Here is a 14,870-nt window from a genome sequence, read left to right on the forward strand (position 1 = left end):
GGCATCCCACCTTGCGCTGAGGTGTAAGCGAACGGTGAACACGCCTACCGATCTCCCAAATTAAGGGCGATGGTGTCCGCTTATTTTTAAGCGGACGCGATAGCCCTTAAATGCGCCAACGAAGCTCTTACTCCAAGTCGTTCAAAGCCCAGGTTGTCCAGGAATGCCTGCAGCCCGGCGCCTCCATTTCCAGCGTGGCCATCAGTCATGGCATCAATGCCAACGTGATCCGTAACTGGCTACCACTTTTCCGAGATCAACTACCCGCAACCCTGTCGGCGTTTGTTCCGGTAAAGGTCGCCCCGAAAAGGCAGGCCGAGTCATCGGTGATCATCGAGCTGCCATTTGGCGAGCACACCATCACGGTGAAATGGCCATCTTCCGATCCCGAAGGATGTGTCAGTTTTGTCCGTGGACTTGCTTCGTGATCCGCATCGACGCAATTTGGCTGGCCACCGAACCGATGGATATTCGCTCCGGCACCGAGTAAGCGCTCGCCCGGGTCGTGGCTGTCTTCGGTGCGGCGCAGCCGCACTGTGCTTATCTCTTTGCCAACCGCCGAGGCAATCGCATGAAGGTGTTGGTGCACGACGGACTAGGCGTTTGGTTGGCGGCACGGTGTCTGCATCAGAGGAGGTTTTCCTGGCCGAGTAATCGGCATGGCGACCTAATGGAGCTGAATTCTGAGCAGCTCCAGGCATTGGTGGTATCTATGTCGAGGATGTGATGGAGGGTAAAGAAACCATCTACCAATTGATAAAGCCGGAAACTCAAGCCACCATAACTGCACCTGGTTCAGCATTACTGTACTTAAATACGTCGTCAAAGAACGCTAATCCAGCATGAGTCAATACCAGATTGCCTTTTGCATTCCTGTAGGCGATCCCACGCTGCTCGAGATTTTTCCTAACTGCAGATGCAAGAGCCTCCCCTTTCATGTTGCTGGCAGACATGACATCTTGTTTGTCTTCTCCCTTCCCGATCTCCTCCATGATCCCATCAGACACACCAGCTTCCCCGTCGCGCAGAATATCAAGCTGGTAGCCCTGTTCATGCAGTCCGCGAGCAAGGATCAACAGCAGAACCTGTATTTTCCTGACCACCTCGCTGTACTCCTCATCGCGCTCGACTGAACGGATGTAGATAAAGCCATTCCGCATCACCAACTCAAACCCGATGTTCAAGTACAAGGGCTTGTAGCTCTGATCGTAGTTATTGAGCATCTCTTCGAAGAGCGGGTTGGGTTTTATTTCACCATTCTCGTAGGTGTCTTTGTTGATCACCTTCCCCGACATCAACTCTTTGTAGATGGCTTGGCTAAGCTGTTGTCTCACTGCCCTGCTCCTCGATCCTCAATTTGTAATAGGTCAACTTCTGCCTGTCATCCTCAATCACCCCTAACTGGAATCGAGGGGTTAGCACAATGTCCTCTCGGTGCTTTAGCCAAGACACGCCTTCCACTAGGTCAGCAATTTCGTAGTCGCTGATCTGCTGGGCCAGATGTGCGTGAAGCGACGCATGGGCGTCAGGCCCAACCTGAACATGCCACTCATCTATCAGCCTTCCAATTAGTTTTCTGCGCACGTCTAAAGCACGCCTGGCTTTGAGCACGTCCTCTCCCACTGGCTCAACAGACGTTGTTGTTACTTGGGTATTTTTAAGTGAATCCAGGCTACTCCGCAGATGCTCCTGAATGTGAAGCCAATGGTCTACGTTGTGCCATTCAATCTTGCTATCGGCTCTCTGCCTCTTCATGCCTTTGAAGGTAGAGAAACGCTCCAGTACCTCATGATCTTTAGGGATGAGGTTGCCCCTTAGTTTCCCGTCATGGAGCTCCCGACAGGCAGCCAGTAGATCGTTGAAAACACTCTCAACCTGGTCGTACTCACGACGCTGACGTTCATTCTGATGCACGTAGCGCTGCAGAGACTTGCTGATGACCTCCACGTCGTAGCGATAGGAGCGAATGGATGCCACTGCATAGAGAACCTGCTGACCCAATTTTGGCAACTTGGCATCGCGGAACATCTCGGATATCCGCAGCAAGGCAGTGAGTGCCGGCAGGCCTTTCTTCAGAGGTTCCCTCTCGTTGAGGAACTGCAATGTGGGGAGAACATGCCTACCGTAGATTCGGGTGATCGCCTGCAAAGCACCGCGAGCCTGCTTCACCTCGTCGAGGTTCTCAAGGCTCATCACTTCGACGATCTCCGCCAGGCGAAGAGTCTGCCCCTGAAGACTGTCCACGTTCTCCTTGATCTTCCCTTGAGCGTAGCGGATGCGTTCCCGGAGTAGCTTAAGCTCATCCTCGAACGTGTCGTTCCCCTGCTCAATCACTGTCAAATCGCGAAGCTTTTCAAGACTATCATTGAAGCTGTCGCACAGCGCCTCAAGATCGGCGCTACTCAGCTGTCGAAGACGCGATCTATCAAAGTGGCGAAATAACTCGATCAAAAACGGGGCGAAGGCAATGACTCCTCGCTTGGTGTCATGGTGCAATATCAGGCTTGCTCGGACGAGGTTACGCACGTCGAAGGCCGCTTCAATTTTTTGCCGATCGGACTTACTGTCTCCCAGCGAATCAAGCAGCTTCATCACTTGGGACTCGTACAGGCGAGTTGACACTTCTTCGCCAGCCGAGCCTTCATCCATGATGTCGATAAGATCAAGAAAAATGTGCTTATGCTCGATCATGAGCATGACCGTTTTGTCTGCTGCAACGATCATCCGGCAGTGATCTCCGCAACAGCATCGGCGGGATCTTTCTTTGTTCTCAGCGACTCGCTTTCACCTGTGTAGATCACTCGACGTAAGTGGCTGTATGCCCTGTCGGTGGCGAGAAAATGCGAAAGGTCGATGTAGTTTTCGATTACTTTCGCGATAGTAGACGTCGGCTCCGGCGTTGCCCCGAACAGCACGAACCCTTCTGACTCAGCGATGCCACGCGCAGCCTTCAGATTCAAGTGGCTCAGATTCGACAGCTCATCCATTACCAATGGCAAACAGATCTGTGTATTCGCAACCAGCAGCCTACGCAGAAGAATCGATAGCAGGCGGCAGTTAATCATTGCCGTAGTACCGTTGGATTGATCCTCTTCGGTGTACTTGTCATGCCCACGCTTGCGGTACCGATATCCAACCCGATCAATCAGTAGGCTCATATCCAGGGTGGTCCCCCGACGGCCACCGTTAACAAAGAACTCGGTACAGAAAGCTCGTAATCGTTCATACAAGCGCTTCTCGTGGAGCCCGGTTGTCATGAGGTTTATGGAGTCAATATCGACCAACAGCTCTTCGAAATGGGGATTCAATACGCAGTAAATCTCGATCGCCTCGAGGTCAGACACACTGAACTCCGAGAGCTGGTCATCTACCTCTTTCTCGAACTCCTTGATCATCCTTCTGGCGTGTTTGATTTCGTCGATTTGAATAGAGGTATTCGAGTTATGCGCGGTGACCTTGGCCTGGTAGGTCTGCTGCTCACCTTCCAAGGTGCCAAACATCGCCGCGAAAGCTCTCCGACAGCTACGCATCCGACTCAAGTCATGGAAAGCATGGTAGCCAAAGTCTCTGCCCTCTTCGCCCAGCAAGTTACGTTTCAGCAGTTCATCCAAGGCCACTTGCAGAGCTTCTCTGCTCTTGGCTACCTCAGAAGCGAACTGGGAAATCTCCTTGATCTGGCTAGGGTGAAAGAAAGTATCGCGAGCTTTCAGCTTCATTTCGCGGATCGAAAGGAATCCTAAAGTGATCTCAGCTACGTTCCGGATCTGCTCAAGGTAATTGCGCAGATCTTCGTTTTCCTTCCTGACCCTGGCGAGCACTTCTTTTGCGCGCTCAACCTGTACCGCTAGGTCCTCCAGCTCGCCGGCGGCATCCGCCACACTCTCATGTAGCTTGGCCAACTCTACCGTCTGTTCCCCCACCTCAAGTTCCAATGCTTTCTGCTGCTCGCGCATGTAGCCATGCCGACTGAGTAGTTGAACCTCTTCATCAATTTCAATCCGCTCGCGGGTCAGCTTCTTAGCTTTCTCCTTGGCCTGCTCAGCAGTCAACTTACTGTCATCGTTTAGGCGCTGAATGAGGTCATCACAGTCCTTGATATCGTCATCCAGTTTGATCAGGTCTTGCTCGTGCTGCTTCCTTGCTCTGGTCGGGTCGAAAGACATGAAACCAAATGAGGTCTCCTGGCTCAGGAAGCTGATGAAAGAACCTCGCTCCTGGAATAGGCAGCCAAACTCTTTGATGGCTTGCTTCTGGTCAGAGTTGAGTCGAGGAGTCAACTTGGTGAACAGCGTAGAGTTCAAGCTACTCAGAACCGACGCACTGTGACGATCGACCTGCTCGAGAACAGTTTCCACATGTTCATCAAGAATTTTTCGGAGTTGGTCGCGCTGATGGAAAAGACTGTTCTTATTCCTGATCGCCTGGGCTAGTTGTTCAGCGCTCTGAACCTTGTTTGTCAGGGTCTCGATCTCTGCGGTCAACTCTGCGGAGAGATCGGATAAAAGCTCGCGGACCTCATGCTCTGTTGTGCCAGGGTAACGCCGAAGAATCTCGCTGACCTTGAATAGCTGCTTTTGGACACCGTCCAGATCCTTATGCCGGAGACTCAGTGCTCCAGCCAGCTTCAGATACTCAGCCTTGACCAGACCGTGGTGCTGTCTCTTAGCTGAGTGAGCCACATCAAGAGCCTGATATCTCTCGGATGCTGCCTTAACATCATCAAGAATGCTGGACTGCCTTTCAGCCAAGGCATGCTCAACATCGACGATACTCTGAACGATCAGTTCGGATTTCGTCTCAAACAGTTGGAACTGGTTATCAAAGCTCTCCCAAGACCTCCGCGCGCTTTCTATGTCCGCCAGGCGATCGCCTTCTTTTTTCAGGTTCTCATAGTCATCGAGGATCTCGCTCAGGCTGACACTCAGCTCTGCATTCTTACGGTCCTTATCCCCCTCGATGATCGTAGCAATAGTATCCGGCAGAGTGCGGCTGTCCTTCGCCCCAATGTCGAAGGCCAGGTGGATTAGCATCTTCCACGCTTCGATCTCGCGTGCTGTACCGCCATTCCTAAGAGGCAGCAAGCAGAATCGGCCCTCCTCACGATTAAGAGCCTGTTGACCGAAGAGCCGCTGGCGAATGACAGCACCGTCGTTCATTGCCTCCCCGCCCCGAGCTCGGAGATCCGAAAGCACACCAGAAAGTGAGATGCCTTCTATCGGAGCCCCCATGCCTCCATTGATGGGCGACTCAAGGTCCCAAAACATGTGCTGGATATCGGCATACATGCAAGGTACTGCCATACGGCCGTATGAGAATGGTCGATTCCCTCGGTGCAGGACCAAACAGAACGGGCCGTGCATGTTCTCTGCTTCGAGGATGATGAAGGAGTGGTTTTCCGGGAAATAGTAGCTGTAGCTAGCATCAGTCGAGTAGTACGTCCCGGCCGGCCCCTTGAAGGCGAATTTCTTAGCGCAGCTCTTGAAGTTCTCGTGTGGCAGCAAAAAAAGCTTCAATGCATTCAGCATCGAGGTCTTTCCGAGGTTGTTCTGGCCACACAAAGCGGTGTGCTTGTCCACGCGGATTACGGTGTAGGCATAGGCAGCACTGTTAACAAAAATCAGCCTGTGGAATTTGTATACATCCTGGAACGCAGAGGAATCGCTCAACATCATCAGTCCCTTGTCGTTGTCGACATCAAATAGGTTTCCTGCTCTAGCGCTTTTTGGCTGTCTCGCATAAGTCCGATCAGCTCATTGGTTTCCTTGGATAGACCAACGAACTCAAGGAGATCTTGTCTCGTTTGCTGATTTAGTGAGTATTTGGAAGCGCTTAACCGGTGTGCGATATCATCAGGGTACACAAACACGACCCGGTGCCCGTCTGGCAGCCCTTTGAGAAGGGTTCGATACATTGTCAGTCCACCTAAGTCGACATCAAAAAGGCAGTACAGCCTCTGGTATTGGCTGAGAAATGGCATATTCAGTCTGTTGGTGATCTGATTACCGGCGCTGAAAATGACATCGAAACTTTCACTTTGCTCAGCTACGCCACAGTCGGCCAGGATGTCGACGGTCTGTTTGAGAGCTAGGAAATTCTCGAGATTTTCCACCAGCAACGCCGCTGGCCGGAGAGTGTTAGGTGCTTCCCATCCATGCTTGCTCAGAAGAACTACGCTTGGATGAGGATGGACCATGCTTCGTGTTATCAAAAGCGAGCCGCTTACTGCTGCTGCGTGGCTACTTCCGTCCAAAGCAGCACCAATACGACCCGCAACTTCTGATGGAGCGTGTTCACGAATCAGCTCCGCAAAGCGATCCTCACGCAAGACAGCCACCTGATAGCTGCTCTTTCCAATTTTCGACGTTGAAAACGTATCGAACAGATAGCCAGCACCTTTGCCATGCTTCTTCAATTCCTTAGCAAAAGCCTCAAAGTTGATCGGCTGACCAGAGCTGATTGAGTTCAGATAGGTGTAGATCCTCGACATTGCATCCCTTGCGCTCTGCGAAACAAGTGAAACCATAAGGTTTCTTGGCTGAAGCATATACCGCTCGTCGCGGCTACCGAGCTAAACGGCCCACCCGATTGAGCTGCCGCATACATGATGCGCCAGTCACCGAGCAGCTCTATTTCTCTGAAAGCATTCCAACGCATCCTTTGGGTTATTCGCAGAACACACCTGATGCAATGCCCGTTGGACTTCATACTCAGCGTATTCCTTTACCATCAACCCACACCTCCTTAGAAATTCCATTCGGACCATCACCATAAAGGCATATTGAAATCACTCCCCCTCCATGGAGAATCGCCTGCACTACTTTTCCACCATGGATAGCCGTCTCGTGTAACGCCTTCGCGGGTAAAAGTATCCAAACAATACCGTTGGGTGACTGCCTAAAAATTGCTGCTGCAACTCGACCGTTGACGGCATCCTCAGACTGCCTTCAGCTTTTGACAACAGGCAGCAATAGGCCCGAATCGGTCTCTTAGTCGGAGCTAACAGCCCTGCCGAAGGCAGGTCTGTTAAACCGTAGAGGATAAAATGTACGAGCATCCGCATCTGAATGCCGAAACTGTGTGAGCAAAAGAGCTAGAGCGCTACCAGCTCGGCGATTTTTGCCGCAACCACCGCCATTGAATCTTCTGCAGTGTCCAAGCCGCTTCGGGAGGCGAGCAAGGGACTTACATTGCGGAGAGCTTCATACGTCGTGTTGTGCACAATGGGAACGAGCTGGTTACCCGCCAGGAGTGCCGAAAGTTCTTTGTCAGCAACACTCTCTTTGGGAAGGCGCGTCAGCAACGCGGGAGTGACCAGCACAAGCCCAATTCGCGAATTCGCTAAGCCCTTGTCGATTGTGCGCATCATTGGAACACCGAGACCTAGGTCCCTCTCGCTAAACCAAACTTTGACACCAGCCGCCACGAGCAACTCGTGCAGCTCTTTGGCAGGTCCGTGCCGATCGTCCCATGCGTGGCACAGGAAGACGTCACGAAGGTCAGGTTGCTCCGCTGCTCGCGTCTCAACGGTTTCGCGAATTGGAGTGAGGGACTGCACCTGGGCCGGTGAGTACGATACGGATGAACCTGGTCTCGACCAGCGCGGCTTTGAACTGCTGCTGGACCCGCCACCACCACCGCCGCCACTGTTAGCATGGCTACCTCCATTGCCGACCGAGGAGGAGTAGGACGAGCCATAACCGTCATAGCGAGAACTACTGCGGGAACTGGTGCGATAGCGGCATGCAGGACAGGCAGCGGCAGCGGCCGCTGAGTTATGTCCACGTACTGGTGCTGTACATCTAGACATGTCGTAATCCTTTTATATGGGGAGCGACTAGCCCCAGGGCACAAAACGTGCCCTGAGCTCTGTTAAGCGACTAAATCAACTGCTCGTTTTTGGTCGAATGACAATGCGGAACGGTTGGCCGTTAGCACGTCGAATCACCTTCCCCGATTTGGTGGTGATCGTCATGCGATAAATGACCTCGCCTTCCGCCTCGGGCTTTTCGAACATCTCAAGCTGGGACATAAAATGTCTCCTATGAGGTGGCTCGAACACAGAACTCGCTCCCTTGCGGAGGGAGCCCATAGGGGCTACCATCCACAAGCTTTTTCCACAAAGCGCGAGAGACATCTGGAACCAATTCAGACGTCTTTTCCCAAAGGCCGGTCAAGTTCGTACCTTGACCGGCCTTTCTGTTTCTGGCGTTCTGACATCCCATCCAAGCGTCCTTTTTGAATCGCCTAAGGTGCTATGGATAGATATGTATCACAACCATAAACAAACCATATCATCATCATTTTGATGACGTCAAGCACTCGTGTGTTATCATTGTTGCTAGATGCGCCCGATCAGATATTGGATATTCAGCAGGACAGGTAAGAAGGCAAGACGGAGAGCAAATGATTGATTTGAGCGAATACAGCCAAGCGCAACGGGAGCGCCTGGTGTACATAGATTTTCGCCTGTACTTCACGGGGGCCGTTTCACGAACTGATCTCATGGATCGTTTCGGGGTGGGCGCGGCGGCTGCCACCCGCGACTTCGCGCAGTATCGGGAGATTGCTCCTGAGAACACTGAGCTGGACACTGTGACCAAGCATTATGCGATACGCGAGACGTTCTCGCCTCTAATCGTGCACTCGCCTGAGCGCGTGCTCACGGCGCTTTCCCAAGGGTACGGATACGGTCTAGATGGAGAGAAGCCACTCATTCTGAACGAATCCATTTCGCTGCTCAGCAAGCCAAAGGTAGAGGTTTTGGCGCCGATCTCGCGCGCGATCAGCCTCAACCAGGTGGTAAAAATCAGCTATACCTCGGGGTCGGGCGAGTCTGAGCGGGAAATCGTGCCGTTCGCGGTCAGCTGCGATGGCTTGCGCTGGCACGTCCGAGCGTACGATCGGAAACGCCAGAAATTTGTGGACTTCGTTTTGGCTCGAATCGGTACGGCTCAGACTCAGTGGGGGGCTAAACCCAAGAACGACGAAAACCAAAAGCACGATGATCAGTGGAATAGAATGCTGGATCTCCCGCTCGTGCCGCACCCTGATAAGAATTATGCGCAGATTGTGATGCTCGACTACGAGATGCCTGGCGGTGTGCTCAGACTTCGAGTGCGCGCAGCGATGGCTGGGTACGTCCTACAGCAATACCACGTGGACTGCTCACCCGACCACAGCATTGAAGACAATGCATACCGCCTATGGCTCAGTGATCCCTTGGCTCTCTATGGGGTAGAAAGCTCAATGTTCGCGCCGGGATACAGAAGCCCAAATGGAGACTTGGGCGGGAGCGATAAAGTTGGAGCCAGTTGAACGAGCTGCGCTTTGAATGCTTGACCAGATCTCAGTAACAGAGGGGTTCTTGGGGCTCATTGTGCTGGGGCGACCATAGATTTTATGGCTCCCCCTCAAGGCATCAGCTAAACCGACTCAGCAGCTCATACCCCACGTAGGCCATCATCGATCCGAAAAACACGGCCAAAGTGATCGTCAGCTGACGTAGCTTGGCTTGGCTCTGATCAAGGCGGGCGGTCAGGGCGCCAGTATGCTGATTCAACGCCCCGATGATTCTGGCCTGCCCGTCGGACAGTGTGTCAACCAGCACCTTACTGGCCTGCAGTTTTTGGTCTGACTGCGCTTGTGACTGTAGTGAGGCGTCTTTCATGCTATTGAACAGGACTTGATGCACAGCAAGAGTGGCCTGGTGTTGGTGCTCCAAGCGCTGGCTAATCTCTGCTACAGCTGCTTTCAAACCAGAGGCCATAGTGGAATTGATAGCATTCAACCCTGACGCCCATTGTACGAGGGCATTATCCAACGTTGTCCGGCTCTCACTGAGCTGCATGGGCAGCGCCGCGATTAGATCTGTAGCGCTCCGTTGTGCCTCACCCACGTCGGCTAAGGCCTTGAGCACACGGTGCTCGCTTTGCGCGAGCGCCGTGAGGCTTTCTCTCAGACTTGCGTCTAGGGAATGCGCCCCAGCCTGAGCGTGCTCGGCGAGTTGAGCCTGAAGTTGAGGGCTCCATGCAGCCTGCTCATCGCGTAAAGTGCCCAGCAGTTCAACAGCGTCCTTGCTACGTTTAGCTGCAAGGGTACTCTGCGTTAGGCAATCAGCTAGGGGGACACCGACCAGTTCGATCTCTGCCTTGATGTCGGTAAGATCGCCCTCCAAACCTTTAACCGACTCACCCAGCGGCTTAAGCGGCTCCTTGAGAATTCTCACCATCAATTCAGCTAGGCTTTTCTCTTTTTCCTGGATTTGATCACTCACAATGGATTCTCTAGAACATTGGATTAAGCGCGTATACCTCGCAGGCTTTGTTTAGCCCGCTGCCTGCTGGTTGAACGCTAGAAATTCGTAGTACTGCTGACTCAGAGCAACGCAGGAAAACAGCCCAAGCAAGGCGTCGCTGGGGTCACTCTGTGCAAGCGCAGCGGCGTATTGTTGATCCAGCGCGGCACTATATTCTTGCTCAAGCAGGCAGATGAAGCGTTCGCAGCGTTCAAGGTCCTCTTTGGAGTCCAGTGTGATACGAGTGCGCTCTGCGTCCTGCTCAACGATACTTTGTTCAATCACACCAAGGCGGGCTTGGGCAAGCCGCGTCTCTTCCTCATGCAGCGCCACCTGGTTCTTAACCTGCTGGAGCTCTTGACTCGTTGCTCGCTGGGTGCCCGTAAGGGCCTTCAGCCATTGGTCTCGCCACAGGCCCGCCAGATTCGTTAATGCTGCGGTGCCGGCCCGGCGCACGCGAGCGCGGTCTTCTTGGTAGTTACTAGATGACCAGTAGGTGTCTATCCAATAGTCGCTGAGTGCGCAGCGTATCGACCAGAACTCGGCGCTCAGAATATCATCCACACTTTTCTGCTCGGGCTCCTCGAAAAGTCTACGAACCTGTCGCCAGTATGGGAGCGGGCAATTGCCGGGCTGAACGTCAAGACGAATAGCGCCTAATGTACGAGCGTATTCCCTGATCAGCGTGTAAAGGGTCTCCCGGTCGTCCTTTACGCCCCCCTCCTTTGGCCTGTACCGCTCATTAGGATCAGCCAGCAAAGCCTGAGTGGCCTGAGCTATAGCGGCCTCGGCCTGCTCATAAGGCTTTTTGGACAACAGTTCGGAGACGTCTTTGAAGCGCCGGTGCGATCCCTCAACTATTACCGCCCAATTCTGAACCTCAGTGGTCAAGGCTACTCTGCGCAACTTAAGCGCCTGGAGTGTCTCTTCAACAGCGCAAGTTTTCTTATGCAGGATGTAGCGCACGCTGATATGGGTATCGAGCGTACTTCTCAGGCGCCCCATGGGCGTGGTGCTGCTAGTAATCTGCTCAAGCAATTCGTTGCGTAAGGCGGTGATAATGGGCGCCATACGCGAATGCAGCAGCGGGTCATCCTTTTCCGCTTGATGCCAGCTGTTACCGAACTCGAGCGGGAAGAACAACCGCGGTTCACGGGCAGGCTCGCTGAGTTTACCAAACCGCTCAACCTGCTCAATCAGTCGCTGGCGCACCTGAGCCGCATCGATTTCATGCTCTTTACGCAGTATGTCTTTCACTGACCTCGAGAAGTACGAGTAAGTGGTGACAACCCGAAATCGATAAGGCATGGATTGCCAGTCTTCAATGCCCGGGAGCGTGATCGCCCCGGGGCACAAGAAACCAAGGTCATCGCCTTTGCCTACCAACAGGATCAGGTCTGCAAAGGGCAAGTAGGTTTTGGCCATCAGGTTAACGTGTCGCTGTTCCTCTTCATTGGCAGGGTTATCACCGGGCAGGTCGAGTATCCGCACGCTAGAGCCTTGGGCACCGCCCAAGAAGCAGCTCTCAGGAAGGTGAACGACACAGGGAGATACTTCAGCTTTTAATTGGCCCCGTTCCATCTCCGTACGCAGCGCACCCAAGGCCAGGGTCATATCTCTGTCCTCAACCAGCCAACGAGTCTCGCCCTTACGGGTCAATCCCCAGCGTTCGCTAGTCGAGCGGCAATACTCCATGGTTGTTGCGGTGGCCGACTGACCAGCCTCGCGCCCACCGCGCAGTACCTTTGAGATTCTGCCCATTTGGGCCGGTACAACCCCCATTAGGTCCAGCAGCAGCGTGGTTTTACCTACTTGCGTTTTACCGAAAACCACCACGTACGGTTCAGTCACCGTCTCTCTGAGTTGCAGACGCTGCTGTACGTCCCGACTCAATGTCTGAACCAGACGCGCGTAAGCACGCAGAGCCCATTGTGGCTGTCGCACCTGTAAGGCGTGCCAGTACTCTACCGCCTGGTTCGATGTCATTTCAGACCCCGCGTCCATCAGCAAACACGTGAAGGCCGGCGGCAGAAGCGTCGAGATCATGACGGAGGTCACTGGTCAGCGACTTCACATCGGCCATAGCACGGGCCAGACGGTCTTTGCGCATCAGACCTTCATCCATTTTATAGCGTGTTCGCAGTGCCTCAACGATCCTGCCCCGCGCCACAGCCATGGTGTCATCGAACTGTTTGCGCAAGTGGCCGACGTGGGCGTCATGTACGCTATGGAGCATGGAGTGTGCTTGCGCGCTAGCGGCCTTTTCAAACGTACGTAGCCGTGTCACCGCCACAGCAGTCAAGTAGCCTGCCGCAACTGCTGCAGCGACTGCGACGGCGGCTGGGTGAAGCGTCATTGGCACTGCAGGTAGGTTCGCTTCTTCCGACGAAGTATCACCAATAATCGTCGCCAGGATATCTGCTTTGCCATCACTGAGGACATCAACCGCCATTACCGTCGCCAGCGATTTAATAGCCGTTTTGCCGAGATCTACACCCGCGCTGAGGCTCTTGACGCCGTCCTCCACGAGGTTACTTCCCTGCGCTGCCTCTGTCGTTACCGCGACATCGTGGATCTGGATAACCTCCGGCAAGGCGTAGACCAGACGCGTGTACTCGAGTGCAATCGCAGGCACTATTTTAACGCTTTTGCTCAGCGACTTACTGGATGCCTGAAGAGTGCTGACGTTCTCGTGTGAACGGTGACCAAGTAGCAGGCGTACATCGCTGGCGATGTCAGGGGTCAGCGCTTTAAAAGTGACCATCTGTCCAGAAGGATGCATATAGCCAACCTGTTTCAGCGAGCGCGACTGCTCCTGTGTCAGCAACAGTTGAGGTCCGTTGGCGTCTGGAGCCTTATCTTCTCGTCCCAACTTACTACCTGTCAGCTTCGCCAGCTCTTCCGAGTATCGAGTGAAAAGTTGCGAGGCGCCGTGTTCCCACGCCTGCTTTACTACGGCCCTCATTTTCATCTTGGTTTCACTGGTGGTATCGAAAACGTTGGAGATCCAGTTGCCGAAACCTTCGTGTTCTTCCTTCAACACCTTATCTAGCGCATCACTGGCCTTTGAAAGCGCCTGGCTTACCAACTCACTTACCAGTTTCAGATGAGTATCCCGCAGGTCCTGCGCTGCGTCATCGAACTCTTCCAGTACTGCTTGCAACACCTGCGCACCTTCTGTGCTTTCGTCGGCGCTAAAATACAATTGCGACTTACTACGGATCAGGCTTAACACCCGTGTCAGGTCCTTACCGACCAGATTGGAGAGATCGCTCATTTGCAAATGACGGTTGGCCTGACCGGTGAAGTTTAGGTCGTTGATCGCGCGCTCCATGTGAGGCATCCAGTGCTCGATATATGCGGGGTCGTCGGTACCAGTCAGGATGATGTGACGCTCAGCGGCCTCGGCCGATACCTGAAACATTGTTTGCGCACTGTTGCGTAGCTGCTGGCGCTCGGCTAAGTCATCGCGGCTGTCTTCAGTTTTGGTAATCGCCACATAGGGCCGAACACCCGACAGTTCGCCGTCAAGCATGTCTTTGACGATCTCGACTTGTTGTTGATTAGCCATTCGAGTTTTATCGGTTACCACAATACAGCCACCTGCCGCCACCATGGCCTGACGCATCAGTTCCTGCCAGGCACGGTTATCACGGTCCTGTTTCTCATAACCGGGCAGTAGCAACCAAGCTTGGTTGTCGCGCTTGAAATACCGACGCGGCACACGTACCACGGGCAGTAAATCACCGGTGGCGGGATCACTGATTACTCTATGAAATTCGGCGACCTCGACCGGAACATCCTGAAGCGTGAAACTGCTAGCTCCCTCGTCTTTCAACAAACGGCGCACAAAACCCTGTACCTGTTGCAAGCCTTCCTGCTCCAGAACCAACACAGGCATTTTCTCACCCCGGCCCTCGTTGCCCTCAAGCCATTTATCTTCGGCTTCGAGCAAGCCATACAAACATGCCATCAACGTCGTCTTGCCCGCCCCTTGAGAGCCGCCAACTGCAACTACCCAAGTGTCGCCTAGCACCTGAGCAAGCAAAAGCCGGCGCATGACTTCCAGTAGCTTATCGTCGATTTCTTCATTGCCCAGATCAGTGCAGGCACCGCGGAGGTGGCGCAGTGCATTGTTCAGGCTTTCAAGCAGGACTTCGGGGGACTGCAGGGTCACTATCGTTTCCTTTTTCGATCGTCGATGTTGCCGCCGCTTGGCGGCCCTGAAAGCAAGCCACTTTTTACTGGAGACTCAGGTAGGGCCAAGAGAACTCTGAATACAGATGACCAGTAGAGTGCTGAGTATGGGAACGGATGCTGGGGGGGTACACGAGGGTGGCCAGGTCACCGCTGGCGAAAAACTGCAGACTTGCATCACACGAATCCCTTTTGCTCTGGGTTCACCTAGCGCGGCTACGTGACCGCTGTTAGTCAACTTCCCTTTAGGAACCTATCGGCTGGCCGCTTGAATACTTAAACCTCAGGGGCATTCAGCGACTGCTCTTACTTTTAAGACTCAGTTTCAGGCACCCGATCCAAAACACAGCTTGATGGCCCTCAGGCTACTTGCCAGCGC

At 53.6% G+C, this 14,870-nt stretch carries 12 protein-coding genes; 3 read left to right on the plus strand and 9 right to left on the minus strand.

Going from position 1 to position 14,870, the window contains the following annotated elements:
- Window positions 1-110 precede the first annotated feature (110 nt).
- Together tnpA and tnpB are read left to right on the plus strand one after the other, a co-directional pair.
- Window positions 111-428 carry an IS66-like element accessory protein TnpA gene (tnpA, locus tag PMI01S_RS02635; RefSeq protein ID WP_084317901.1) on the plus strand — a complete coding sequence of 106 codons (318 nt, stop codon included), beginning with the start codon at window positions 111-113 and terminating at the stop codon, window positions 426-428.
- Window positions 429-505: 77 nt separating this feature from the next.
- Window positions 506-727: an IS66 family insertion sequence element accessory protein TnpB gene (tnpB, locus tag PMI01S_RS32310; RefSeq protein ID WP_139273005.1), complete on the plus strand. Its 222-nt coding sequence runs from the start codon at window positions 506-508 to the stop codon at window positions 725-727.
- 43 nt (window positions 728-770) lie between these two features.
- On the opposite strand, the gene PMI01S_RS02645 is transcribed toward tnpB, so the two are convergent.
- From PMI01S_RS02645 to PMI01S_RS31620, 6 genes are all read right to left on the minus strand, one after another.
- Window positions 771-1,334 (minus strand): condensin complex protein MksE, encoded by a 564-nt coding sequence (locus PMI01S_RS02645; RefSeq protein ID WP_024678242.1) that lies wholly within the window; start codon window positions 1,332-1,334, stop codon window positions 771-773.
- The gene (locus PMI01S_RS02650) at window positions 1,318-2,724 is read right to left on the minus strand and encodes a hypothetical protein (protein WP_084317902.1); all 1,407 of its coding nucleotides are present in this window, start codon (window positions 2,722-2,724) and stop codon (window positions 1,318-1,320) included. The genes PMI01S_RS02645 and PMI01S_RS02650 overlap by 17 nt, the downstream gene beginning before the upstream one ends.
- Window positions 2,721-5,672: a coiled-coil domain-containing protein gene (locus PMI01S_RS02655; protein WP_084317903.1), complete on the minus strand. Its 2,952-nt coding sequence runs from the start codon at window positions 5,670-5,672 to the stop codon at window positions 2,721-2,723. Before PMI01S_RS02655 ends, PMI01S_RS02650 begins: the two co-directional genes overlap by 4 nt.
- Window positions 5,672-6,544 (minus strand): hypothetical protein, encoded by an 873-nt coding sequence (locus tag PMI01S_RS02660; RefSeq protein WP_084317904.1) that lies wholly within the window; start codon window positions 6,542-6,544, stop codon window positions 5,672-5,674. The genes PMI01S_RS02655 and PMI01S_RS02660 overlap by 1 nt, the downstream gene beginning before the upstream one ends.
- 546 nt (window positions 6,545-7,090) lie before the next feature.
- A complete protein-coding gene (locus tag PMI01S_RS02665) occupies window positions 7,091-7,807 on the minus strand; it encodes a toll/interleukin-1 receptor domain-containing protein (protein ID WP_084317905.1) in 717 nt (238 codons plus the stop codon).
- 75 nt (window positions 7,808-7,882) lie between these two features.
- The gene (locus PMI01S_RS31620; RefSeq protein ID WP_162947744.1) at window positions 7,883-8,029 is read right to left on the minus strand and encodes a hypothetical protein; all 147 of its coding nucleotides are present in this window, start codon (window positions 8,027-8,029) and stop codon (window positions 7,883-7,885) included.
- 374 nt (window positions 8,030-8,403) lie between these two features.
- Here PMI01S_RS31620 and PMI01S_RS02670 point away from each other — a divergent pair, with 374 nt between their 5' ends.
- Window positions 8,404-9,315, plus strand: a complete 912-nt coding sequence (locus tag PMI01S_RS02670) for a helix-turn-helix transcriptional regulator (protein WP_084317906.1) — start codon at window positions 8,404-8,406, stop codon at window positions 9,313-9,315.
- Window positions 9,316-9,418: 103 nt separating this feature from the next.
- Here the strand turns inward: PMI01S_RS02670 and PMI01S_RS02675 are convergent, their stop codons facing one another.
- Genes PMI01S_RS02675 through PMI01S_RS02685 form a run of 3 tightly spaced genes read right to left on the minus strand, consistent with a single transcriptional unit; the run spans window position 9,419 to window position 14,471 of the window.
- Window positions 9,419-10,273 carry a hypothetical protein gene (locus PMI01S_RS02675; protein ID WP_084317907.1) on the minus strand — a complete coding sequence of 285 codons (855 nt, stop codon included), beginning with the start codon at window positions 10,271-10,273 and terminating at the stop codon, window positions 9,419-9,421.
- 51 nt (window positions 10,274-10,324) lie between these two features.
- Window positions 10,325-12,340 carry a hypothetical protein gene (locus PMI01S_RS02680; RefSeq protein ID WP_235864407.1) on the minus strand — a complete coding sequence of 672 codons (2,016 nt, stop codon included), beginning with the start codon at window positions 12,338-12,340 and terminating at the stop codon, window positions 10,325-10,327.
- A complete protein-coding gene (locus PMI01S_RS02685; RefSeq protein WP_084317908.1) occupies window positions 12,282-14,471 on the minus strand; it encodes a sugar kinase in 2,190 nt (729 codons plus the stop codon). The genes PMI01S_RS02680 and PMI01S_RS02685 overlap by 59 nt, the downstream gene beginning before the upstream one ends.
- Between the last annotated feature and the right edge of the window lie 399 nt (window positions 14,472-14,870).

Source organism: Pseudomonas migulae NBRC 103157 (assembly GCF_002091715.1).
In the GTDB taxonomy this organism is placed as follows: domain Bacteria; phylum Pseudomonadota; class Gammaproteobacteria; order Pseudomonadales; family Pseudomonadaceae; genus Aquipseudomonas; species Aquipseudomonas migulae_A.

Excerpts from the sequence above, each read along its gene's own strand:
- tnpA (WP_084317901.1), top strand. The coding sequence starts at position 111 with ATGCGCCAACGAAGCTCTTACTCCAAGTCGTTCAAAGCCCAGGTTGTC.
- PMI01S_RS02650 (WP_084317902.1), bottom strand. The coding sequence starts at position 2,724 with ATGATCGTTGCAGCAGACAAAACGGTCATGCTCATGATCGAGCATAAG.
- PMI01S_RS02655 (WP_084317903.1), bottom strand. The coding sequence starts at position 5,672 with ATGATGTTGAGCGATTCCTCTGCGTTCCAGGATGTATACAAATTCCAC.
- PMI01S_RS02660 (WP_084317904.1), bottom strand. The coding sequence starts at position 6,544 with ATGCTTCAGCCAAGAAACCTTATGGTTTCACTTGTTTCGCAGAGCGCA.
- PMI01S_RS02665 (WP_084317905.1), bottom strand. The coding sequence starts at position 7,807 with ATGTCTAGATGTACAGCACCAGTACGTGGACATAACTCAGCGGCCGCT.
- PMI01S_RS31620 (WP_162947744.1), bottom strand. The coding sequence starts at position 8,029 with ATGTCCCAGCTTGAGATGTTCGAAAAGCCCGAGGCGGAAGGCGAGGTC.
- PMI01S_RS02670 (WP_084317906.1), top strand. The coding sequence starts at position 8,404 with ATGATTGATTTGAGCGAATACAGCCAAGCGCAACGGGAGCGCCTGGTG.
- PMI01S_RS02680 (WP_235864407.1), bottom strand. The coding sequence starts at position 12,340 with ATGATCTCGACGCTTCTGCCGCCGGCCTTCACGTGTTTGCTGATGGAC.